Here is a 20590-nt window from a genome sequence, read left to right as displayed (position 1 = left end):
GCCGTTCGTGCGTCGCTGGGGGCTGCAGGATTCCCCGGTCCCCCGGGGATTCCGGCGCTTCTCAGGGAATGCGTCCCCTGAGGTGTACCGGTATTCCCTGACATGTACGACGCGATGGGCCCGTCAGGCAGGACGTCCCGCACGGGCGGCGCGGGCAGCGAAGAAGGCTGCGCGGATCCGGTCGGCAAGCCGGCCAGGATCGGCAAGGTCGGCCCACGTCACCCGGATGCACAGCCACCCGGTGGCCTCGCGCACCCGGTCCTCTCGACGCTTCTCGCGGAGAACGACGTCGACCGCGGACTCGCCTGCGGGAGCCAGTGCGCCGTACTTGATCCTCCCGTCGAACTCGAGAAACACGCCGCGGTCGGGCCAGGCGAAGTCCACCCGGGCCACCAGGCGCCCGGATCCGTCCCTCACCTCGTGCTGCAGCTCAGGCCGCGGCAGGCCGTGCACCGCCAGGAGGTGGAGCGTCCTGCTCTCGCCCACCGACTCGCACCGGCCGTCCGCGATGCGCAGGACCAGGTCGGTACGGAGGCTCCCCGGCCAGTGCGCCATGCCGACACTTCTCCGGGATGCATGAGCATCGACACCGCGCGGCACCGTCGCGTCGGACTCGTACCGCGCCCTCAGCTCGTCGGCGGTGACGAGCCCGGCCCGTAGGAAGTGGTTGACGACGCACACAGCGGCATCGGCCCGCGCCGTCATCGTCACGTCGAGGCAGGTCCTGACGGCGCTGGTGATGGCGAGCCCGTCGACCTCGTCCGTGTCGCCGGGCAGGAGCAGCCCCGAGTGCTGCTGCACGCCCGCCTCCTTCCGTCCGGCGCGTTCGTCGAGGCGGGTTCCGTGCACCACGGAGGTGTCCAGCCCCCACAGCGGCGCGTCGAAGGCAGGAAGCGCGGAGACGTGGGAGAGGACCAGGCGGCTCTTCGCCTGTCGCTGGACCGCACGGCACAGCACCGCGTACCGCCCGGCCGGGTCGAGCCCACGCCACCGCTCCCCCGCGACGTACGCGCCGTGGCGCACGCGGTGCAGGGCCCCATCGCGCGTGAGCCGGCGGATCGCCCGGTCGTCGTAGCCCTCGGCGACCAGCTCCTTGCGGAGCCGGACCGGAGTCAACAACGGGTGACCGGGCGGCAGCATCATGACTGCATTCGTCCCCGGCCGGGAGCGCCCCGACACCCGACTGTCCTGGACCTGTGGACAGGTGGATCGGGCCCACGCCGAGGCCTCGACCTCTCAGGGAGAACCGGCACTTCTCAGGGGATGCAACACCTGAGAAGTGCCGGAATCCCCGGGGCCCCGGGGATTCCGACGTCCTAGCGCCGCGACCGCAGCGCGCGCAGCCCCAACCGGGCCAGGACGACGCCGATGGCGACGTTGACGACGATCAGCACGGTGTGGGCGACCCAGTAGCCGGTGGGGCGGTCCTCGCCCTCGGCGTGGGCGTTCCACAGGTTGCGGGTGAACATCGCGTAGGTGAGGAAGTTCCACACCGCAACACCGACCAGCAGCCACCCGTGGCGTCGTTCCAGCTTCATCAGGTCCTCTTCCTCCTCAGCAGCGCGACCAGCCCGAGGGTGGCCGCTCCTCCGGCCGCGAACGGGGTGAGCGCGGCCCGCACCCCGCCGTGCTGCGCGCGCAGTTCCCGGGGCGACGGCGTCCGCGGTCCCTGCACCGGGTCGGCCGGCTCCAGCACGCGCTGGGCGATGGCCGCCGGCGAGGTGTACGCGAACGCAGCCGAGTACAGCACGACCCGCGAGAAGTAGTTGATCCAGACCACGAGGATCAGCGCGATGCCGAAGGCCTGGAAGGCCGGCTGCTCCTTGGTGGAGGCCAGCAGGTAGCCGGAGAGCTGCTTGAGCACCTCGAACCCGACGGCGCCGAGCAGCGCGCCCTGGAGGAGCGAGCGGCGCGGCACGTGCGGCTGGGCGAGCAGGGTGTAGAGGGCGAAGAAGAGCACGGCGTTCGCGCAGAGGCCCAACGCGATCGTCAGCAGCTTGACCAGCCAGCCCAGCTCCTGGTCCAGCCCCATCCAGTCGAGGATGTCCTCGGAGAAGCCCCCGACGAAGCCGGCCACGGCCACGGCGACCAGCAGCACGGTGCCGATCACGACCAGGGTGAGGGCGTCGCGGAGCTTGCCGACGACGAAGTTGGGCTGGTCGCGCTGCGGGGTCACGAAGACCGCCTGGAGGGCGGCGCGCATCGCCGAGAGCCACCCGAGGCCGGAGTACAGGACACCGGCGACACCGAGGACCGCCGCCCACCCGCGGAACGTGCGGATCTGCTCGAGCGAGACCTTGCCCTCCCCCTGCCCGACGATGCCGGGCAGGACGGAGTCGATCGCCTCGCGCAGGTTGCGGTTGGCGTCGGGGTACACCGTGGAGACCAGGCCGACGGTGAACAGCGACAGCGCCAGGATCGGGAAGAACGACAGGAACGCGAAGTACGTCACCGCGCCGGCCTGCTGGGAGGCCTGCGCCGCACCGTAGTGCTCCTGCATCCGCACGAGGTGGTCCACGAAGGGCCGGCTCCGGCGCACGTCCCGCACGCCTCCGGTCACCCGCTCCTGGATCGATGGCATGCGCAGCAGGTACCCACCGGTCCACGCGGGCCGCGGAGGCCGCTCAGCCGCTCAGCGTGAAGTCGCGGCTGGGCTGCCAGCCCAGGACCGCGTCGTGCACGTAGAGGTGGAACTCCTCGACGAGGAACTCGCACTCGAAGTCGGCGAGGTCGTCGAAGGCCCGGTCCAGCTGCTCGTCGCCGAGGTGGTGCGCGATCGTGACGTGCGGGTGGTAGGGGTACTCCAGGTCCACCGCCAGCGGTCCGCGTCGGACGGCGGAGGCGAGCTGCTCGCACTGGGAGATCCCCTCCACCAGCGACACGAACACCACCGGTGAGACCGGCCGGAAGGTGCCGGTCCCCCGCAGGTGCACGAGGAACGTCTGCTGGGCGGTCGCCACCGCCGCGAGGTGCTCCTCGACGGCCGCCACGTCGTCCTCGCCGATCTCGGTCGGCGGCACCAGCGTGATGTGCGTCGGGATCATCGTCGCGGTCTCGTCCCCGAGGGCGGTCCGGTAGTCCTGGAGCTCGCTCGCCCAGGGCTCAGGGATCGCTACGGCAACCCCGATCGTCGGCATCCCCCGACCCTACTGGCCCACCGCGACGAACCCGACACGCTGGTAGACGTCCTTGATCGTCGCCTCGGCCACCGCCCCGGCGGTCGCGGCGCCGCGCTGCAGCACCGACGTGAGGTAGGCCTGGTCGTCGAGGAGCTCGAGGGTGCGCTCGCGGAACGGCGTCACGAACTCGACCACGACGTCGGCGAGGTCCTTCTTGAGGTCGCCGTAGCCCTTGCCCGCGTAGGTGTCGACGAGGTCGGTGACCGCGGTCCCGGTCAGCGCGGAGTAGATCGTCAGCAGGTTGCTGACCCCCGGCTTCTCCTCGAGGTCGAAGCGGATCTCCGAGCCCGAGTCGGTGACGGCGGAGCGGATCTTCTTCGCGCTCTGCTTGGGCTCGTCGAGCATCTCCACGATGCCGGCCGGGGACGAGGCGGACTTCGACATCTTCTTCGTCGGGTCCTGCAGGTCCGCGATCTTGGCGGTCGCCTTCAGGATGTAGGGCTCGGGCAGCCGGAACGTCTTCTTGTAGCGGCTGTTGAAGCGCTGCGCGAGGTCGCGGGTCAGCTCCAGGTGCTGGCGCTGGTCCTCGCCGACCGGGACGTAGTGCGGGCGGTAGAGCAGGATGTCGGCGGCCATCAGGACCGGGTAGGTGAAGAGGCCCACGCTGGCGGCCCCCTCCCCCTGCTTGGCGGACTTGTCCTTGAACTGCGTCATCCGGCGGGCCTCGCCGAAGCCGGTCATGCACTGCAGCACCCAGCCGAGCTGGGCGTGCGCCGGGACGTGGGACTGCATGAAGATCGCCGACCGCTCGGGGTCGACGCCGGCAGCGAGCAGCTGGGCGGCGGCGCGCAGGCACCGCTCGCGCAGCACCTTGGGGTCCTGCTCGACGGTGATGGCGTGCTGGTCGGCGATGAAGAAGAACGGCTGGTGGTCGCGCTGGAGGTCCACCCACTGCCGCAGCGCGCCGAGGTAGTTGCCGAAGTGGAACGAGTCGGCCGTCGGCTGGATCCCCGACAGCACCCGGGGACGGGCGCCGCCGGACGCCGCGGTGGGCGCGGCGGTCTCGGGCTGGGTGGTGGTGGACATGGGCCCATTCTCCCCGACTACCGTGCCGCCATGTCCGTGACCCCCGTCCTGGTGGACCGCGGCGAGGGCCGGGCCGAGCTGGTCCTCCCGCCGGGCCCGCTGCCGACCCCCGACGACGTCCGCGGGCTGCTCGCCGCCACCTTCGGCGCACCGGACCTGCGGTGCGTGGTGGCGTACGTCGCCGTCGACGCGTGGCCGGCCCGGCGGCTGCTCCACGAGCTGGGGTTCGCCGGCGACGGCGTCCTGCGCAGCTGGCTGCCCGACGGCGCGGACGCGTGGACGGGCACGCTGCTGCGGGGCGAGCCGCCGGCGCCCCGGCGGCCCTGGCCGGTCGTTCCCGAGCTGGCGGCCGAGGGCCTGCTCCTGCGTCCCTGGCGGGCCGACGACGTCCCGCGGATCGTCGAGGGCTGCGCGGACCGGGACACGCAGGCGTGGCTGGGCCAAATGCCGTCGCCGTACACCGAGGAGTCGGCGCGCGCCTGGCTGCACCAGGTCGAGGAACGGCTGGCGGCCGGCACCGCGGTGAACTGGGCGGTCGTGGACCCTGTCGACCCCGCTGACCCGGACGGCTCCCCGGTGCTCGGGTCGGTCGGCTGGTTCGGGCTGGTCGAGGGCGTCGACTGCGAGATCGGCTACTGGGTGCACCCGGACGCGCGCGGCCGCCGGGTCGCCACCCGCGCCCTGCGGGCGGTCGCGGCGCACGCCTTCGCGACCCTCGACGTACGCCGCGTCCGGGCCTGTGCGGCCGTGGGCAACGCCGCGTCGCGCCGGGTCATCGAGGCGTGCGGGTTCACCCAGTACGGCGTCGACCCGCTCGGCGCGTGGACCCGCGCCGGCCGCGAGCCGCTGGCGCTCTACGACCTGGCCGCACCCTCGGCGGGCGCAGCCGCGGACTGACCGTTGCGGTGGCTGACCGCGGACCAGAGCAGGATCGCGACGCCGAGCACGGAGAGGCCGGCGCCGACGAGGGCGGGCGCGCGGTAGCCCAGGCCGGCGGCGATGACGAGGCCGCCGAGCCAGGCGCCGAGCGCGTTGGCGAGGTTGAGGGCGGCGTGGTTCATCGCGGCGCCCAGGGTGACGGCGTTCCCGGCGACGTCCATCAGCCGGACCTGCAGGTTCGTGACGAGCACGGACCCGATCGCGGTGATCGCGAAGACGACCGGGAGCAGCCACCAGCCGTACGGCGCGACCGCCCAGAAGAGCACCATCACGACGGTCGAGCCGATGCCGGACCAGATCAGCGAGCGGAACACCGACCACGCGGCCAGCTCACCGCCCAGCCAGGTGCCGGCGACCATGCCGAGGCCGAAGGCCAGCAGGAAGAACGGCACCGTGCCGCTGCCCAGCCCGCCGACGTCGGTGACCGTGGTCGCGATGTAGGAGTAGACGGCGAACATGCCGCCGAAGCCGACCGCGCCGGCCGCCATGGTCAGCCACACCTGCCGGTTGCCGAAGAAGTCGCGCGCCTCCTTGCGACCCGTCGCCTCCTTGTCGCCGGGCACCGAGGGGACGAAGGCCAGGATCAGCAGCATCGTGAGCCCCGCGATCGCCGCGGTGATGACGTACGCCGCGCGCCAGCCCAGGTGCTGGCCGACCCACGTCGCGGCAGGGACGCCGACGACGTTGGCGACGCTGAGGCCGAGCATCACGCTGGCGACCGCTCGGCCGCGCTTCTCGGGCACGGTGAGGTTGGCGGCGACCAGGCTGGCCACGCCGAAGTACGCCCCGTGCGGCAGGCCGTCGAGGAAGCGGGCGAGGGTGAGCAGGCCGTAGCCGGTCGCGGCCGCGCTGAGCAGGTTGAAGGCGGCGTACGCCCCCATCAGGCCGACGAGCAGGCCGCGGCGCGGCAGCCGGGCCGCGAAGAACGACAGGATCGGCACGCCCACCACGACGCCCAGCGCGTACGCCGAGATCACGTGGCCCGCGGTCGGCTCGGAGACCCCGATGCCGTCCGCGATCTGGGGCAGCAGCCCCATCGTCACGAACTCCGTCGTCCCGATCGCGAAGCCGCCCACCGCGAGGGCGAGCACCGCGAGCACGAACCTGCGGCCCCCTGCGGGGTCGGCGGCACGGGCCGGGGCGGACGCGGGCGCGGTGGAGGTCATGGGGCCTTCCGGTCGGGGACGTGCCTCATCCTCCAACCGGCTCCGGCCGCCGGCCTATTCCGCGCCGGGTCAGCAGACGGTGGTGATCTGGCCGACGGCGCCGTCCAGCTGCCGCTCGGCCTCGTCGACCGCCACGTCGTCCACGCGGGTGCCCTCGGCGGCGCCCCGGGCCTCCGCGAGCAGCCGGTCGACCGCCTTGCCGGCCCGGTCCACCTGCTGCCGGGTCTCGCCGCCGAGCCCGCGCTCGGCGGCGGCCAGCACCTCGCGGACGGCCGTCAGCTCCCGCTCGGCGGCCTGCGGGTCTGCCTTGATGTCCGCGACGGCGTCCCGCGCGCGGCGCTCGGCCTCGCCCATCGCCTGCTGGGCCGCCGCGCACCCGGCGTCCTCGGCGGCCCCGCGGACGATGTCCTCGGCCTCGGAGCACCCGGTGAGCAGGGTGGCGGCCAGGGCTGAGGTCACGAGCAGGGTGCGCACACCGGTCCGAACGAGCGGGGGGCGCCCGGGGTTCCGCTCGCCCCCGGCTCGGTGGGGTCAGCCGGCGAGGTGGCCCCAGCGCGCGGCCAGCTCCGACCACGGACCGCTCGCGGCGACCCGGCCGTCGACGAGCACGACCACCCGGTCGGCCCGTGCCAGGGCGGCCCGCTTGGACGTCGCGCCCACCACGGTCGTGCCGCGGCCGCGCAGCGCCTCCCACAGCTCGAGCTCGGTGGCGGCGTCCAGCGCGCTCGAGACGTCGTCGGCGAGCAGCAGCTCGGCGTCGGTGGCCAGCGCCCGGGCGAGCGCCAGCCGCTGCACCTGCCCACCCGAGAGCCGTACGCCGCGGTGCCCGACGAGGGCGTGCGGCCCGCCGGCCTCCTCCAGGTCGCGCCGCAGCCGGGCGTCGGCGACGGCGGCGTCGAGGCCGCGCTCGACGGTGTGGCCGAGCAGGACGTTGTCGGCGAAGGTCCCGGACAGCACCCGCGGCACCTGCGCCACGTGGGCCACCTGGCCGGGCCGGAGGAAGACCTCGGCGTCCTCGACCTCCAGGCCGTTCCAGCGCACCGAGCCCCGGTGGTCGACGAGCCCGGCCAGCGCCGCGAGCAGGCTGGACTTGCCCGAGCCGACCTGCCCGAGGAGCAGCACCAGGTCGCCGGCGTCGACGTCGAGGTCGACCCCGGTGACGCCGAGGGTGCCGTCGTCGTGGACCGCGCTCATGCCGCGCAGCTCCAGCCGCTGCAGCGGCACCCGCGGGGTGGGGGCCGGGTCGGGTGCGGTGCCGTGCACCAGGTCGACGCCCGGGGGCAGCGTCACCAGGTCCGCGCCGCCGGCGAGGCGGCTGGTGGCGCGCTGCCAGGACCTGGTCCCGGGCGCCTCGGTGATGACCGAGCCGGCGACCCGACCGAACCAGTCGAAGCCGTTGACCGCCGAGGCCACCAGGAGCGCCGTCGCGAGGTCCCAGCGGCCGGCCACGAGCACCGCCCAGGCGGCGACGACCCCGCACTGGACGACCACGACCGGCACCCCGTCGAGAGCGGCCTGGACCCGGTGCTCGCGCACCGCGGCGTCGACGCGGCCGGAGTCGACCCGGCCGAGGTGGCGGCGCACGGCGGGGGTCGCGGCGGCGAGCTTGACGGTGCGCACGCACTCCAGCGCGGAGACCAGCGACCGGCCGAAGCCGGCCCGCGCCCGCGACGCCGCCGCGGCCGACCGGCCCGCGATCGGGCGGCCGACCGAGGACGCGAGCGCCGAGGCGACCATCACCGCCAGCAGCACCCCGCCGGCGAGCAGGCTGCCGCCGGCCACGCTGGTGGCCGCCACGATGAGCAGGCCGTTGACGAAGTCGACCCAGCGGTCGGCGTACCGCGCGTAGCGGTCGGCGTCCATCGTCCGCGCGACGACCTCCCCCGGCGGCGTCCGGGCGAGCCGCCGCTGGTCGGTCTGGCCGACGAGGACGCTCATCCGGGTGCGCAGGAGCACCGCGGACCACCAGTGCGGGTAGCGCAGGAACGCTGCGGCGATGGCGAGCGGCGCGACGAAGAGGCTGACGACGACGACCGCGGTGAGGGCGACCGGTGCCTCCCCCTCGGCGAGGTCGGTGACCAGGCGGCCCCAGGCCCAGCCGGTCAGGGCCCCGAAGGAGCCGGTGAGCGAGGCGAGCAGGAACAGCGCCGCTCCGGCCAGGCCCCACCCGGGGTGGATGACCAGCGCGTGCGCGATGCCGCGGGTCAGCGACGGCCCGTCGCCGACCTCGGGCCGCTCCGGCGGCGGGCCGGTGCGGCGCCGTCCGCCGACCGCCGTCGCGGGCTCCGCGAAGGAGCCGGACGGGCCGGACGCGGGCTGCTCCGCGACGTCGTGTGCGGCGTCGTGTCCGGCGTCGTGTGCGGCGACGTGTCCGGCGTCACCGGAGCGCAGCAGGTCGCGGAAGCGGCCCTCGGCCGCGGCCAGCTCGGCGTGCCCGCCCTGCTGGACGACGCGACCCTGCTCGAGCACCGCCACCAGCCCGGCGCGCTCGACGGTGCCCAGGCGGTGCGCGACGAGGAGTCCGGTACGGCGCGCGAGCAGCCGGTCGGCCGCGCGGACCACCAGCTCCTCGGTGACCGGGTCCATCCGCGCGGTGGCCTCGTCGAGCACCACCACCCGTACGTCGCGGACGAGCAGCCGCGCGAACGCGACGAGCTGCTCCTCCCCCGCCGACAGGGTCGTCCCGCCCGGCCCCAGCCCGGTGTCCAGCCCGGCGGGCAGCCCCGCGACCCAGGCCTCGAGCCCCAGCTCGGCCACGGCCTGCTCCACCCGTCCGGCGGGGACGTCGGCGAACAGCGTGATGTTCTCCGCGAGCGTGCCGGCCAGGATCTCCGTGCGCTGGGTGACGACGCCGACCGTCGCGCGCAGCTGCTGGAGGTCGAGGTCGAGCACGTCGACACCGCCGAGCAGGACCGTGCCCGGCTCCGGCTCGACCGCGCGCGAGACCAGGGCGGCGAGTGTCGACTTGCCCGAGCCGGTGCGGCCCACCAGCGCGCACGTCTCCCCGGCCGGCACCCGCAGGTCGACCCCCTCGAGCGCGAACCGGCCCTCCTCGTAGGCGAAGTGGAGGTCACGGAAGTGCAGGTCGAGGGGGCCGTCCGGCACGGCCAGGCCGCCTGCGGGCTCGGGCCGGGACTCCAGCAGCTGGCGCAGCCGGACCAGCGCGCCCAGGCCGGCCTGGAGGTCCGGCAGGTGCTGGGCGAGGGTGTTGACCTGCCCCACGAAGGTGGAGGTCACCAGGAACAGCGTCACCAGGCGGGCCACCGACATGCCGTCGGCGGCCACCAGCGCGACGCCGGCGACCACGACCGCCGCGAGCAGGGCGTGGAGCAGCAGCCCGGCCCGCCGGGCCAGCCTGGTCTCGGCCTCCAGCACGGCGCCCAGCCGGCGGTGCACCTGGGCCGAGAGGCCGGCCAGGCGGCGTACGACGTGGGCCTGGCCGAGGCTGGTGCGCAGGTCGTCGCGGCCGGCGATGCCCTCCTCGAGCGCCGCGGCGTGGTCGGTCCAGGCCATCTCCTCCACGACCTTGCGCCGGGCGATCTCCGGCAGCAGCCGCCGCACCGCGAGCACGGTCAGCCCGGAGACGACCGGCAGCAGCAGCCAGGCCGGCCACCACGTGATGCCGGCGATGACCCACATCGGGACGGTCGCGAAGAGCGTGCGCATCGCGTCCCAGACCTGGCGGCGCACCAGGACGCCGACCTCGTAGGTGTCGTCGTCGACGCGGTCGAGCACCTCCCCGACGGCCTGGTCGCCCAGGCGGGCGAGCGGCTGGCTGAGCGCGGCGTCGAGCAGGTCGGCGCGAAGCCTGCCCTCGGCCCGGTCGACGACCCCGGACCACACGACGCGGGCCGCAGAGTCGAGCACCGCGGCACCGACGACGCACAGCGCCAGCAGCAGCACCAGGTCGCGGCTCGGGTCGGCCGCGAGCCGGCCGGCCACGACGGTGCCGAGCGCCTGCCCGACCGCGGCCACGAACAGCGCGACCAGCGACCAGCCGGCGACGCGGGAGCGCAGCCGCCGCCAGTCCACGACGCGGGAGTCCTCGACCGGCACTGCGCCGGTGGTCCCCCCGGCGGGTGCGCCGGTCGGGTCGTCGGTCGGGTCGTCGGGGCTGGGCGTGCCGCGGTCGGCTGCGGGTGGGCTGCTCACGGTCATCACCGACGACGCTACGGCGCGGCGCCGACACTCCTCACCTGGTTTTCCGGCCGGTCGGGGGGTTCTCGGAGGGGCACGGACGCACCGCGGCCCGCCACCTCGAGGAGGTGGCGGGCCGCAGCACGAGCGGGACGGCTCAGAGCGAGGCGAGCGCCTCGTTGAGCGTCTGCGACGGACGCATCACGGCCGAGGCCTTGGCGTCGTCGGGCCGGTAGTAGCCACCGATGTCGGCCGGCGAGCCCTGGACGGCGTTGAGCTCGGAGACGATGGTCTCCTCCTCGGCCGCGAGGCGCTCGGCCAGCGGCCCGAAGGCCGCGGCGAGGTCGGCGTCCTCGGTCTGCTGCGCCAGCTCCTGGGCCCAGTAGAGCGCCAGGTAGAAGTGCGAGCCGCGGTTGTCGATGCCGCCGACGCGACGGGTCGGGGACTTGTCCTCGTTGAGGAAGGTCCCGGTCGCCCGGTCGAGGGTGTCGGCGAGGACCTTGGCCCCCGGCTTGCCCGCCTGCTCGGCGTACAGCTCGAAGGACGGCACCAGCGCGAAGAACTCGCCCAGGCTGTCCCAGCGCAGGTAGTTCTCCTTGACCAGCTGCTGCACGTGCTTGGGCGCCGAGCCGCCGGCGCCGGTCTCGAACAGGCCGCCGCCGTTCATCAGCGGGACGACCGACAGCATCTTCGCCGAGGTGCCGAGCTCGAGGATCGGGAAGAGGTCGGTGTTGTAGTCGCGCAGCACATTGCCGGTCACCGAGATGGTGTCCTCGCCGCGGCGGATCCGCTCCAGGGAGTACGCCGTCGCCTCGGCCGGCGCCATGATCTCGATGGTCAGGCCGTCGGTGTCGTGCTCGGCGAGGTACTCCTTGACCTTGGCGATGAGGCTCGCGTCGTGGGCGCGGGTCTCGTCGAGCCAGAAGACCGCCGGCGTGCTGCTCGCGCGGGCGCGGGTCACGGCGAGCTTGACCCAGTCGCGGATCGGCTCGTCCTTGGTCTGGCAGGCGCGCCAGATGTCGCCCGGCTGGACCTCGTGCTCCATGAGGACGTCGCCGGCCGAGGTGACGACGCGGACGGTGCCCGCGGCGGGGACCTCGAAGGTCTTGTCGTGGGAGCCGTACTCCTCGGCCGCCTTGGCCATCAGGCCGACGTTCGGCACCGAGCCCATGGTCGCGGGGTCGAAGGCGCCGTTGGCGCGGCAGTCGTCGAGGACGGTCTGGTAGACGCCGGCGTAGGAGGAGTCCGGGATCACCGCGAGGGTGTCGGCCTCCTCGCCGTCGGGGCCCCACATGTGGCCCGAGGTGCGGATCATCGCCGGCATCGAGGCGTCGATGATCACGTCGCTCGGCACGTGCAGGTTGGTGATGCCCTTGTCGGAGTCGACCATCGCCAGCGCCGGACCGTCGGCCAGGCCCTGCTGCACGGCCGCCTTGATCGCGTCGCCCTCGGGGAGGGACTCCACGGCGTTCAGCAGCGCGCCGAGGCCGTCGTTCGGGGAGATCCCCGCCGCGCGCAGCTGCTCGCCGTACTGCTCGAACAGCGTCGGGAAGAACGCCTGCACCACGTGGCCGAAGATGATCGGGTCGCTGACCTTCATCATCGTGGCCTTGAGGTGGGCGGAGAACAGCACGCCCTCGGCCTTGGCGCGGGCGACCTGCTCGGTGAGGAAGCGGCGCAGCGCGGCGACGTCCATGTAGGTGCCGTCGACGACCTCGCCGGCCAGGACCTTCACGCCGTCCTTGAGGACGGTGGTGGAGCCGTCGGCGGCGACGAGCTCGATGCGCAGGGAGTCGTCGGACTCGATGACGACCGACTTCTCGTTGGAGCGGAAGTCGTGCTGGCCCATGGTCGCGACGTTGGTCTTGGAGTCGCTGGACCAGGCGCCCATGCGGTGCGGGTGGGCCTTGGCGTAGTTCTTCACCGAGGCCGGCGCGCGCCGGTCGGAGTTGCCCTCGCGCAGGACCGGGTTGACCGCGGAGCCCTTGACCTTGTCGTACTTGGCCCGGGCGTCCTTGTCGGCGTCGCTCTGCGGGTTCTCCGGGTAGTCCGGGATGTCGTGGCCCTGCTCCTGCAGCTCCTTGATCGCGGCCTTCAGCTGCGGGATGGAGGCGGAGATGTTGGGCAGCTTGATGATGTTGGCCTCGGGCTTCGTGGCCAGCTCGCCGAGCTCGGCGAGCGCGTCGTCGACCAGCCCGAACTGGGCCAGGATGCGACCCGACAGGGAGATGTCGCGGGTCTCGACGTCCACGCCGGCCTTCGCGGCGTACGCCTGGACGATCGGCAGGAAGGAGTACGTCGCCAGCAGCGGCGCCTCGTCCGTGTGCGTGTAGATGATCTTGGCCATGGAACGGCTGCTCCTGTAGCTGGATGGCTGGGGGCGGATCGCGGGACGATCAGGTTTCTTGACGTCAAGATACCTGACGGGCTCGCCGGCTCCCACCCTCGCACCCGTGCGGTCGCCGTGCCATGCCCCGCCCACGTTTGGGTCGGACCCTCCGCGGGGAGCACCCAGGGCATGAGCACCCCGACCACTGCCCTGCCCTCGACCGGGCAGCGCATCGCCGCCGAGGCCATCGGCACCTTCCTCGTCGTCCTCGTCGCCGCGGCGAGCCTCGTCCGCACCGACGACGCCCTCACCGCCGCGCTGGCCTACGGCCTGGCGTACGCCGTGGCGATCGCCGCGTTCGGCAGGGTCTCGGCGCACCTCAACCCCGCCGCCACCGTCGGCTCGGCCGTCGCCGGCCGCACGCCCTGGCGCGACGCCGGCATCCTCATCGGGACCCAGGTGCTCGCGGGCGTGCTCGCCGCGCTGGTGCTCTTCGCCCTCCTGCACGGCTACGACGGCTTCGACGCCGAGAACTCCATGGGGCAGAACGGGTTCGACGACCTGCGCGACGGGTACGCCGGCTGGGCCGCGTTCCTGCTCGAGCTGGTCCTGACCGCGCTGCTCGTGCTCGTGGTCCTCGCGGTCCTCGACGAGCGCCACCAGGACCGTGGCCCCGCCCCGCTGTGGTCCGGCCTGGCCCTGGCCGCCCTCGCCGCCGTGGCGGTGCCGTTCACCGGCGCCTCGCTCAACCCGGCCCGCTCGATCGGCCCGGCCCTCTTCGCCGGCGGCGACGCGATCCTCCAGCTGTGGGTCTTCATCCTGGCCCCGCTGCTCGGCGGCCTGCTCGCCGGCCTCGCCTACCCCCTCGTGCTCGGCCGCTCCGGCGCGGCGGTCCCCGGCTCCGGCCTCCGGCTCCCCGCCCGCTCCCCGAAGGCCGCCGCGGCCGTCGACCAGCCGGCCGCGCAGGACTGGAGCCAGCAGCAGCCGATCATCCAGGACGGCTGGCAGTGGGACCCGGTCGCGCAGGAGTGGAAGCCCGCCGAGCAGGGCTGGGCCACCCCTCAGGCCGACCCCACCCAGCAGCAGCCGTGGCCCGGCACCGACCAGGGCGACCAGCCCGGCGGCCCCACCCAGCGCTGAGGGCCTGCTGAGGCCCCGCTGAGGCCTGCTAGTCGCTCTTCTCGACCGTCCGGCGCTCGGTCCGTCCCGGATCGAGCGCCGACGTCGTCTCCAGCACGAGGGTGTCGTCGTCCATCTCGGTGACGGCGGCGACGTCCTCGACCTCCCCGGGGACGTACGCCGTGCGCCAGGAGTCGCCGTACCGCGGCTCGGCGGGCATGGCGAGCCCGGCCTCCGCCCCGTCGACGCCGGCCGCCCACTCCCCCTCGGTGCCGAACCACCACACGTTGCCGCGGCGGTCCTGGGCGTAGTAGTCCTCGCCGAGGACCGTCACCGTCACGCCGGCGACCTCCGCCGTCCCGGCCGGCTCGCCCGCCTCGGAGAACCACGGGTTGTCGATGCCGTCGACGAAGTCGTCCGGCTCCGGCGACGGCGTCGGCACGACCAGCTCGTCGACGCCGGTCGGCGGGCTGACCGGCGAGGCGGTCCCGCACCCGGCGAGGAGGGCGGCGGTCAGCACCACGGCCGCCAGGCCGCCTGTCGTACGCATGCACGCAGCGTAGGCCCGCGCGACCACCCCCGCTGCTAGCGTCGGCAGCGTCCGCCGACCTCGACAAGGAGTCCTCGTGAGCTCATCCCCACTCAAGGTGGCCGTGACCGGTGCCGCCGGCCAGATCGGCTACAGCCTGCTCTTCCGCCTCGCGAGCGGTGCGCTCGCGGCCGACCGGCCGATCGAGCTGCGGCTCCTCGAGATCACCCCGGCGCTCAAGGCGCTCGAGGGCGTGGTCATGGAGCTCGACGACTGCGCGTTCCCGGGGCTCGCCGGTGTGGAGATCGGCGACGACGCCGAGAAGATTTTCGACGGCGTCAACCTCGCCCTCCTCGTCGGCGCCCGCCCGCGCGGCCCCGGCATGGAGCGCAGCGACCTGCTCGAGGCCAACGGCGCGATCTTCACCACCCAGGGCAAGGCACTGGGGAAGGTGGCCGCCGACGACGTCCGCATCGGCGTCACCGGCAACCCGGCGAACACCAACGCGCTCATCGCGATGACCAACGCCCCCGACATCCCGCAGGAGCGGTTCTCCGCGCTCACCCGCCTGGACCACAACCGCGCGATCTCCCAGCTGGCCGCGAAGACCGGGGCGCCGGTCACCGACATCACCAGGATGACGATCTGGGGCAACCACTCCGCGACGCAGTACCCCGACCTCTTCCACGCCGAGGTCGGCGGCCGCAACGCCGCCGAGGTCGTGGGCGACCAGGGCTGGATCGAGGACACCTTCATCCCGACGGTGGCCAAGCGCGGTGCCGCCATCATCGACGCCCGCGGGTCCTCCTCGGCCGCGTCGGCCGCGTCGGCCACCATCGACGCCGCCCGCGACTGGCTCTTCGGGTCCGCCGAGGGCGACTGGGTCTCGATGGCCGTCCGCTCCGACGGCTCCTACGGCGTGCCCGAGGGACTCATCTCGTCCTTCCCGGTCACCACGAAGGACGGGGACTGGTCGATCGTCGAGGGCCTGGAGATCGACGACTTCTCCCGCGGCCGGATCGACGCCTCCACCGCCGAGCTCGCCGAGGAGCGCGAGGCCGTCACCGGTCTCGGCCTGATCTGAGCACGGCTCCGGGGCCACCGCGGTCGTCCGACCGGACGACCGCGGTGGCCCTTCGCACGTCGGGACGCTGCCTCAGACCGGCTGGTCGGGGATCGTGGCCGAGAGGAAGACGAGCGCCGAGCCGACGAGCAGCAGGATCAGCACGTCGACGACGCGGTGCCGCACGGCGAGCATGCCGGCGTCGCGCCGCGGCAGCACCAGCCGCAGCAGGGCGGCGCTGAAGATCGCGCCGGCGACGACGCGGATCCCGACGCGCCACTCCCCCGCGGTGACGATGCCGATGCCGACCGTCGTCGCCGCGAGGACGAGCAGGTAGAACGCCCCACCGATGGTGGAGGGGTAGCGCCGCTCCTCGACCTGCTCGATCTCTTCGGCCAGCCCCGCCGCGACCTCGTCCTCCGAGGGCACCGGGTCCGGTACGCCGTCGGGCGCGGGGTCGCGGTCGAGGGGGGCGTCGGGGTCCTCGGGCAGCGGCGGGGCGGGGTCGGTCACGACGCTCAGGCCGGGACCTTCCCGGCGGCGAGCGACCGCTCGGCCATCGTGACGACGTTCATCAGCAGCATCGCGCGGGTCATCGGCCCGACACCGCCCGGGTTCGGGGAGACCCACCCGGCCGTCTCCCAGACGTCGTCCGCGACGTCGCCGGCGATCTTGCCGTCGACGCGCGAGACGCCCACGTCGAGCACGGCCGCGCCGGGCTTGACCATGTCGCCGGTGATGATCCCCGGGACACCGGCCGCTGCCACGACCACGTCGGCGCCGCGGGTGTGCGCGGCGAGGTCGCGGGTGCCGGTGTGGCACAGCGTGGCGGTGGCGTTCTCCGACCGGCGGGTCAGCAGCAGCCCCATCGGGCGGCCGACCGTGAGGCCGCGGCCGACCACGACGACCTCGGCGCCGCGCAGCTCGATGCCGTGGCGGCGCAGCAGCTCGATGCAGCCGAGCGGCGTGCACGGCAGCGAGCCGTCCTCGCCCAGCACGAGCCGGCCGAGGTTGACCGGGTGCAGCCCGTCGACGTCCTTGTCGGGGTCGACGCGGGAGAGCAGCGCGAACTCGTCGAGGCCGGTCGGCTGCTGCACCAGGAAGCCGGTGCACGACGGGTCGGCGTTCAGCTCGTCGATCGCCGCCTCGACCTCGGCCTGGGTCGAGGACGCCGGCAGGTCGACGCGGATCGACTCGATGCCGATCTCCGCGCAGTCCTTGTGCTTGGCCCCGACGTACCAGTGCGAACCGGGGTCGTCGCCGACGAGCACCGTGCCGAGCCCGGGCACGACGCCCTGGGCGCGCAGCGCCGCCACGCGCTCGGTCAGCTCGGCCTTGATCGCCTTGAGGGTGGCGCTGCCGTCCAGCTTCTGTGCAGTCATCTCGGGGATCCTCTCAGGACCGGGGTCGTCAGTGCGCGAAGTGCCGCGTGCCGGTGAAGTACATCGTCACGCCGGCCGCGTTGGCGGCCTCGATGGTCAGCTCGTCGCGCACCGACCCGCCCGGCTGGACGATGGCGGCCACGCCCGCGTCGATGAGGATCTGCGGGCCGTCCTCGAAGGGGAAGAACGCGTCGGAGGCGGCCACCGACCCGACGGCCCGCTCGCCCGCGCGGGAGACCGCGAGGCGGCAGGAGTCGACCCGGTTGACCTGGCCCATGCCGACGCCGACCGAGGCGCCGTCCTTGGCCAGCAGGATCGCGTTGGACTTCGCCGAGCGGCACGCCTTCCACGCGAAGGCGAGGTCGGCGAGCACCTCCGGCGAGGCCGCCTCGCCCGTGGCGAGCGTCCAGGTGGAGGGGTCGTCGCCCTCGGCGTCGACGTGGTCGACCTGCTGCATCAGCAGGCCACCGCTGATCGGCCGGGTCTCCACCGCGGTGCCGCCGTCGACGGGGCAGACCAGGATGCGGATGTTCTTCTTGCCCTGCAGCACCTCGACCGCGCCGTCCTCGTAGGCCGGGGCCACGATCACCTCGGTGAAGACCTCGGCGACCTGCTGGGCCATCTCGACCGAGACCGGCCGGTTCACCGCGATCACGCCGCCGAAGGCGGAGGTCGGGTCGCAGGCGTGCGCCCGGCGGTGCGCCTCGGCAACGTCGGCGCCGACCGCGATGCCGCAGGGGTTGGCGTGCTTGATGATCGCGACCGCAGGCTCGTCGAAGTCGTTGGCCGCGCGGCGGGCGGCGTCGGTGTCGACGTAGTTGTTGTACGACATCTCCTTGCCGTGCAGCTGCTCGGCGGCGGCGAGCCCACCGGTGGCGTGGCCGCTGGCGTACAGCGCGGCCGGCTGGTGGGGGTTCTCGCCGTACCGCAGCACGGCCTTCTTCTCCCACGTCGCGCCGGCCCAGGCGGGGAACCCGGTGCCGGCGGAGGAGTCGGTGAGCACGCTGCCCATCCAGGAGGCGACCGCGACGTCGTACGACGCGGTGTGGGCGAACGCCTCGGCCGCGAGGGCCCGGCGCTGCTCGATGCTGAAGCCCCCGGCGGCGGTCGCGGCCAGCACGTCGGCGTACCGCTCGGGGCTGGTGACGATGGCGACCGACGGGTGGTTCTTGGCCGCGGCGCGGACCATCGAGGGCCCGCCGATGTCGATCTGCTCGACGCACTCGTCGGGGCTGGCCCCGGAGGCGACGGTGGCCGCGAACGGGTAGAGGTTGCACACCACGAGGTCGAACGGCTCGACCTCGAGGTCGGCCAGCTGCTGCACGTGGGTCTCGAGGCGGCGGTCGGCGAGGATGCCGGCGTGGACGCGCGGGTGCAGCGTCTTGACCCGGCCGTCGAGGCACTCCGGGAAGCCGGTCAGGTCCTCGACCCGGGTGACCGGCAGGCCGAGGCCCTCGATCAGCGCCGCGGAGCCGCCGGTGGAGACGAGCGCGACGCCCGCCTCGTGGAGGCCGCGGACGAGGTCCTCGAGGCCGGTCTTGTCGTAGACGGAGACCAGCGCGCGCTGGATCGGGACACGGAGGTCGGGGGTCTGCTCGGACACGAGGTCGCTCCTGCTCGGCTCGGCGTGAGGGAGCACCCAGGCGGTCGATGCTCCCGACGTCACTCCCTGGTGGTTGCCCACCTGCGCCAGTCGTGTGCGCCCAGCATAGAGCGGCTCAGCCGCCCAGGCGCACCCGGCGACCGTCGACGACGAAGCCCTCGCGGGCCATCCGTCCGACGGTGTCGACGAGCATCCGGCGCTCGGCGGCCTTGATCCGCTCGTGCAGGGAGTCGACGGTGTCGTCGTCCTCGACGGGCACCGCGACCTGGGCGACGATCGCGCCGGTGTCCACACCCGCGTCGACCACGAACAGGGTCGCGCCGGTCACCTTCACGCCGTACGCCAGCGCGTCGGCCGGTCCCTGCATGCCCGGGAACGACGGGGACAGCGCCGGGTGGGTGTTGACCGTCCGGCCGCCGAAGCGGCCCAGGAAGTCCTCGCCGACGAGCTTCATGAACCCGGCCAGCACCACGAGGTCCGGCTCGAACGCCGCGACGCGGTCGGCCAGCGCCCGGTCCCAGTGGTCGCGGCTGGTGAACTGCCCGACCTTCGTCACGAAGGTCGGGACGCCGTGCCGCTCGGCCCGGGCCAGGCCCTCGATGCCGTCGCGGTCGGCGCCGACCGCGACCACCCGGGCGCCGTACGCCGGGTCGGAGCTGGCGTCGAGCAGCGCCTGGAGGTTGGTGCCGGAGCCGGACACGAGGACGACGAGGCGGGCGGGGCTGCTGGGCACGCCCCGGAGCCTAGACGGTCCGCCGACCGGGCCGGTTCAGTCGGCGGTGGCCGCGGACCGGCGTTGCCACCAGGTGGTGGCGAGGGCGCCGACCAGCCCGCCGACGCCGAACGCGGTGATCGCGTGCAGCGCGACGTCGAGCTCGAAGGGGCCGACCTCGCGCATCCGGCCCGGCCCGACCGCGCCGCCGGCCAGGCCGGCGAGGAAGCCGAAGGCGATGCCGGCGAGCACGCCCGCGGCGAGGCCGCGGGCGAGCGCCTCGCCCCAGCCGTCGGCGGGGACCAGCCGGTGGTGCCGCGCGACGGCGACGGCGGCGACGAGGGCCGGCAGGACCGCGAGGTACGGCGTCCAGGCCGGCGCCGGTCCGTTGTCGGGCAGCGCGGCCAGCAGCGGGAACATCGGCAGCGGGCCGAGCACCACCGTCGAGGGCGAGACGACGGTGCCGATCCCGACGCTGAAGCCGGGGCCCAGCAGGTAGGAGCCGGAGAAGGCCAGGGCGTTGGGCACGACCAGCAGGGAGACGAGCACGAGCAGCGTCGCCGCGCCGGCGTCGGTGTGCAGCTGCGACATCACGTTCGCGGCGGTCCCGAGGTCGAGCACCAGGGCGGCCAGGAAGGCGACGCCGGCGACGAGGAGCCAGGCGACGAGGACCTGCCGGCAGGCCGGCAGCGCCAGCCGGAGGACCGGCGGCACGGTCGCGGCCCAGATCGCGGCCCGGCCGGAGCCGACCGCGACGGCCGGCGCACCCAGGGCCAGGCACAGCAGCAGCGACCACGCCACGACCCGGCCCGTGCCGACGCCGGAGCCGGCGTCGGCGGCCAGCACGCAGGTGAGCACCGCGACCACGACGTACCCGGCCGCGAGCAGCCCGGCCGCCATGGGGACCGTCCAGTCCCGCTCGCCGTCGGCGATCCGGTCGGCGTCCGGCCCGTGGCCGGAGACGGAGTCCCCGACCCGCAGCCCGACGCGCCACACGGTCCAGGCGCAGGCCAGCGTGATCGCCAGGGGCACCGCGGTGACCGGCACGCCGTCGACGCGGACGCCGGAGCCGTGGCCGAGCAGCCACCCCAGCGCACCGACCCGCAGCCCGTCCCCGGAGGTGCCGTGCGCACCGGCGTCGGTGAGGAACCAGCCGACCACGCCCAGCGCCAGGCACACGACCAGCGGGCCGAGGGCCGCCGCCGCGCCGCCGAGCGTCGCGACGAGGACGAGCGGTCGCCGGTGTGCCAGGTCGTGGAGGGCCGAGGGTCCGCTGCGGGCCGTCGACGGAGGCAGCAAGGAGGTCATGACCCCCCGATCATCACCCGGGCGGCAGGCACCGGCGGGCAGGCACGCCGCGCGGGTACGGTGGACGGCGCCATGCCGCCCTCCTCCCCCGCCGAACC

The 20590-nt window shown here is 74.2% G+C and carries 18 protein-coding genes; 3 read left to right on the top strand and 15 right to left on the bottom strand.

Features of this window, described 5'->3' with window-relative positions; genetic code table 11:
• Window positions 1-123: 123 nt before the first annotated feature.
• From AB0N29_RS13245 to trpS, 5 genes are all read right to left on the bottom strand, one after another.
• Window positions 124-1143 carry a type IV toxin-antitoxin system AbiEi family antitoxin domain-containing protein gene (locus tag AB0N29_RS13245; RefSeq protein WP_364867330.1) on the bottom strand — a complete coding sequence of 340 codons (1020 nt, stop codon included), beginning with the start codon at window positions 1141-1143 and terminating at the stop codon, window positions 124-126.
• 173 nt (window positions 1144-1316) lie between these two features.
• A complete protein-coding gene (locus AB0N29_RS13240) occupies window positions 1317-1538 on the bottom strand; it encodes an SCO4848 family membrane protein (RefSeq protein ID WP_302267917.1) in 222 nt (73 codons plus the stop codon).
• Window positions 1538-2581 (bottom strand): YihY/virulence factor BrkB family protein, encoded by a 1044-nt coding sequence (locus AB0N29_RS13235; protein WP_302267918.1) that lies wholly within the window; start codon window positions 2579-2581, stop codon window positions 1538-1540. Before AB0N29_RS13235 ends, AB0N29_RS13240 begins: the two co-directional genes overlap by 1 nt.
• Window positions 2582-2624: 43 nt before the next feature.
• The gene (locus AB0N29_RS13230) at window positions 2625-3137 is read right to left on the bottom strand and encodes a 2'-5' RNA ligase family protein (protein WP_364867327.1); all 513 of its coding nucleotides are present in this window, start codon (window positions 3135-3137) and stop codon (window positions 2625-2627) included.
• Between the two features lie 9 nt (window positions 3138-3146).
• Window positions 3147-4205, bottom strand: a complete 1059-nt coding sequence (gene trpS / locus AB0N29_RS13225) for a tryptophan--tRNA ligase (protein ID WP_364867325.1) — start codon at window positions 4203-4205, stop codon at window positions 3147-3149.
• Window positions 4206-4235: 30 nt separating this feature from the next.
• On the opposite strand from trpS, the gene AB0N29_RS13220 reads away from it, so the two are divergent.
• Window positions 4236-5102, top strand: coding sequence for a GNAT family N-acetyltransferase (locus tag AB0N29_RS13220; RefSeq protein WP_364867323.1), 867 nt, complete (start codon window positions 4236-4238; stop codon window positions 5100-5102).
• On the opposite strand, the gene AB0N29_RS13215 is transcribed toward AB0N29_RS13220, so the two are convergent.
• From AB0N29_RS13215 to AB0N29_RS13200, 4 genes are all read right to left on the bottom strand, one after another.
• Window positions 5060-6310: an MFS transporter gene (locus AB0N29_RS13215; RefSeq protein WP_364867321.1), complete on the bottom strand. Its 1251-nt coding sequence runs from the start codon at window positions 6308-6310 to the stop codon at window positions 5060-5062. The genes AB0N29_RS13220 and AB0N29_RS13215 overlap by 43 nt on opposite strands.
• Window positions 6311-6379: 69 nt before the next feature.
• Window positions 6380-6769, bottom strand: coding sequence for a hypothetical protein (locus AB0N29_RS13210; RefSeq protein WP_302267923.1), 390 nt, complete (start codon window positions 6767-6769; stop codon window positions 6380-6382).
• Between the two features lie 72 nt (window positions 6770-6841).
• Window positions 6842-10468, bottom strand: coding sequence for an ABC transporter ATP-binding protein (locus tag AB0N29_RS13205; protein WP_364867319.1), 3627 nt, complete (start codon window positions 10466-10468; stop codon window positions 6842-6844).
• A gap of 136 nt (window positions 10469-10604) precedes the next feature.
• Window positions 10605-12794: an NADP-dependent isocitrate dehydrogenase gene (locus tag AB0N29_RS13200; RefSeq protein WP_364867317.1), complete on the bottom strand. Its 2190-nt coding sequence runs from the start codon at window positions 12792-12794 to the stop codon at window positions 10605-10607.
• A 171-nt stretch (window positions 12795-12965) separates the two neighbouring features.
• Here AB0N29_RS13200 and AB0N29_RS13195 point away from each other — a divergent pair, with 171 nt between their 5' ends.
• Window positions 12966-13916, top strand: coding sequence for an aquaporin (locus AB0N29_RS13195; RefSeq protein ID WP_364867314.1), 951 nt, complete (start codon window positions 12966-12968; stop codon window positions 13914-13916).
• A gap of 28 nt (window positions 13917-13944) precedes the next feature.
• On the opposite strand, the gene AB0N29_RS13190 is transcribed toward AB0N29_RS13195, so the two are convergent.
• Window positions 13945-14445, bottom strand: coding sequence for a hypothetical protein (locus AB0N29_RS13190; protein WP_364867312.1), 501 nt, complete (start codon window positions 14443-14445; stop codon window positions 13945-13947).
• Between the two features lie 76 nt (window positions 14446-14521).
• Between AB0N29_RS13190 and AB0N29_RS13185 the strand changes: the two genes are divergently transcribed.
• Window positions 14522-15508 carry a malate dehydrogenase gene (locus AB0N29_RS13185; RefSeq protein WP_302267928.1) on the top strand — a complete coding sequence of 329 codons (987 nt, stop codon included), beginning with the start codon at window positions 14522-14524 and terminating at the stop codon, window positions 15506-15508.
• Between the two features lie 72 nt (window positions 15509-15580).
• Here AB0N29_RS13185 and AB0N29_RS13180 read toward each other — a convergent pair whose 3' ends face one another.
• The 5 genes from AB0N29_RS13180 to AB0N29_RS13160 all read right to left on the bottom strand — a co-directional run bounded on the left by AB0N29_RS13180 (window position 15581) and on the right by AB0N29_RS13160 (window position 20492).
• Window positions 15581-16000, bottom strand: coding sequence for a DUF3017 domain-containing protein (locus AB0N29_RS13180; protein ID WP_364867310.1), 420 nt, complete (start codon window positions 15998-16000; stop codon window positions 15581-15583).
• Between the two features lie 5 nt (window positions 16001-16005).
• A complete protein-coding gene (locus tag AB0N29_RS13175) occupies window positions 16006-16869 on the bottom strand; it encodes a bifunctional methylenetetrahydrofolate dehydrogenase/methenyltetrahydrofolate cyclohydrolase (RefSeq protein ID WP_302267930.1) in 864 nt (287 codons plus the stop codon).
• A gap of 28 nt (window positions 16870-16897) precedes the next feature.
• Window positions 16898-18472, bottom strand: coding sequence for a bifunctional phosphoribosylaminoimidazolecarboxamide formyltransferase/IMP cyclohydrolase (gene purH / locus AB0N29_RS13170; RefSeq protein ID WP_364867307.1), 1575 nt, complete (start codon window positions 18470-18472; stop codon window positions 16898-16900).
• Between the two features lie 115 nt (window positions 18473-18587).
• Window positions 18588-19205 (bottom strand): phosphoribosylglycinamide formyltransferase, encoded by a 618-nt coding sequence (purN, locus tag AB0N29_RS13165; RefSeq protein ID WP_302267932.1) that lies wholly within the window; start codon window positions 19203-19205, stop codon window positions 18588-18590.
• A gap of 36 nt (window positions 19206-19241) precedes the next feature.
• Complete coding sequence (locus AB0N29_RS13160) at window positions 19242-20492, bottom strand: DUF6350 family protein (protein WP_302267934.1); 1251 nt, start codon at window positions 20490-20492, stop codon at window positions 19242-19244.
• Between the last annotated feature and the right edge of the window lie 98 nt (window positions 20493-20590).

It is taken from the genome of Nocardioides sp. NPDC092400, assembly GCF_040684155.1.
Lineage (GTDB): Bacteria > Actinomycetota > Actinomycetes > Propionibacteriales > Nocardioidaceae > Nocardioides.
The sequence above is the reverse complement of the archived record's forward strand: the minus strand, read 5'-3'. Positions and strand labels throughout refer to the sequence as shown.